At 33.8% G+C, this 2180-nt stretch carries 1 protein-coding gene and 1 pseudogene; one reads left to right on the forward strand and one right to left on the reverse strand.

The genetic code is table 11. From position 1 onward, the window contains the following. The first annotated feature begins 187 nt into the window (after positions 1 to 187). Positions 188 to 1345 (forward strand): transcriptional repressor XylR, encoded by a 1158-nt coding sequence (gene xylR / locus AC1DRF_RS24260; protein WP_477741901.1) that lies wholly within the window; start codon positions 188 to 190, stop codon positions 1343 to 1345. A gap of 264 nt (positions 1346 to 1609) precedes the next feature. On the opposite strand, the pseudogene AC1DRF_RS24265 reads toward xylR, so the two are convergent. After that, positions 1610 to 2180: pseudogene (locus tag AC1DRF_RS24265) on the reverse strand (TetR/AcrR family transcriptional regulator); the annotation flags it as partial.

Here is a 2180-nt window from a genome sequence, read left to right on the forward strand (position 1 = left end):
ATCTTGATTCAGTTAGTTTGTTTATCCAATAAACTAACTTTATTTCATCATATACAAAATAAATGTTTATTTCAATGTTTTTTTTAGAAAATTTAGTTATAATATTAGATATGATACTTTTAAATATCTAATTCAAGCTTCAAAAAACACCAACTTAGTTCGATAGATAAACAAAGGAGTGGTTATTATTCAAATTGCAGATCAAGCTTTAGTAAAAAAAATGAATCAAAAATTAATATTAGATGAAATTTTAAAGAACTCCCCTATCTCCAGGGCAACTCTCTCTGAGATTACAGGATTAAACAAGTCTACTGTCTCCTCTCAAGTAAATACACTGCTTGAAAAAGATTTTATTTTTGAAATTGGGGCAGGGCAATCCAGAGGCGGCAGAAGACCTGTAATGCTTGTTTTTAATAAGAATGCAGGCTACTCGATCGGTATCGATATAGGGGTCGACTATCTTAACGGAATTCTAACCGACTTAGAAGGAAATATTATTCTTGAGAAGACTTCTGACTTGTCTAGTTCTTCTGCTAGTGAAGTAAAAGAGATTTTATTTGCACTTATTCATGGTTTTGTAACCCATATGCCTGAGTCCCCTTATGGTCTAGTCGGAATARGAATTTGTGTTCCAGGTCTTGTAGATCGTCATCAGCAAATTATTTTTATGCCTAACTTAAATTGGAATATCAAAGATTTGCAGTTTTTAATTGAGAGTGAGTTTAATGTTCCGGTTTTTGTTGAAAATGAAGCTAATGCAGGAGCATACGGTGAAAAAGTATTTGGTATGACAAAAAACTACGAAAACATCGTTTACATCAGTATTAATGTCGGAATTGGAACTGGACTTGTTATTAACAACGAATTGTATAAAGGTGTTCAGGGTTTTTCTGGGGAAATGGGTCATATGACGATAGATTTTAATGGCCCCAAATGTAGCTGTGGAAATCGGGGCTGTTGGGAATTATATGCTTCTGAAAAAGCGTTACTGGCTTCGCTCTCTAAAGAAGAAAAGAATATTTCTCGAAAAGAGATTGTGGAACGTGCAAATAAAAATGATGTAGAAATGTTAAATGCACTTCAAAACTTTGGCTTTTATATCGGAATTGGATTAACCAATATTCTTAATACATTTGATGTAGAAGCTGTTATCTTGAGAAATCATATAATTGAATCTCATCCCATTGTTTTAAATACGATTAAAAACGAAGTTTCTTCTAGAGTCCATTCTCATTTAGACAATAAATGTGAACTATTGCCTTCTTCGTTAGGAAAAAATGCACCTGCTTTAGGAGCGGTTTCTATCGTTATTGATTCTTTTTTAAGTGTTACCCCTATAAGTTAGTTAAGTGAACGCAAAGGTTAGCAAACTATATCACGTTTGATCTTAAGAATGAAGCAGCTATTTTCGATTAATTGATTTTCTATAAAAGGGAAAGAATTACCCTCTTCTAATAAGAGTGTTATGTCTGTCTCCGCCACCTTTTTCATCCCATGCAGCCAGTCACCTATCATAACGGCAACTGGCTGTTTATATGTTATTGGCAACCTGCTCTTTTCTAAACTAAGGAGAGTCTTGCCTTTTGGGTTAATTTACCTGCTTTTCAAATTATGAAGCATGTCTTGTCAGAGTAGTTATGACTTCTTTATATTCCTCTAACTCTTTGGTCTGTGCGAGAGTATTGATTTTCTCTAGCGATAAAAGAGAACTCTGAATAATAAATGTGCGAGGCTCCGTATCATTTTGCAGTAATTCATCAGATATAAATGTCACAAATTCCAGACTCTTCTTTTGTTCCTCTTCATTTGTTAGTTTATTTTCAATCACCCGTTTTAACTTCGCGGTTACGCGCGTAAGCTCAGTCGAAAAATGACTTTCTGTTTTCTCATTAAATACCGCAGAGTAAACGGAAGGATTAAATAACTGTTCTTTTTGTTCTGCTACTTCGATTACGATCTCCTCTATACGCTTCATACAATAACGGACAATTTGTTCAATAGGCAATGGATAGTTTAGTGCTTTATTCATTTTAAATATATTGTTAAGCATTCCTTCTAGCAGCACAGCTCCATCAAATAAATAAGGAAAAGTCTTAGACGGGAAAATCTGCTGCAAACGTTCATATATCCAGTTGAATGTTGCTGTTTTTAACTCCTCTATATATKGAAATGTTTTGATC

Source organism: Priestia sp. P5_B4 (assembly GCF_056400385.1).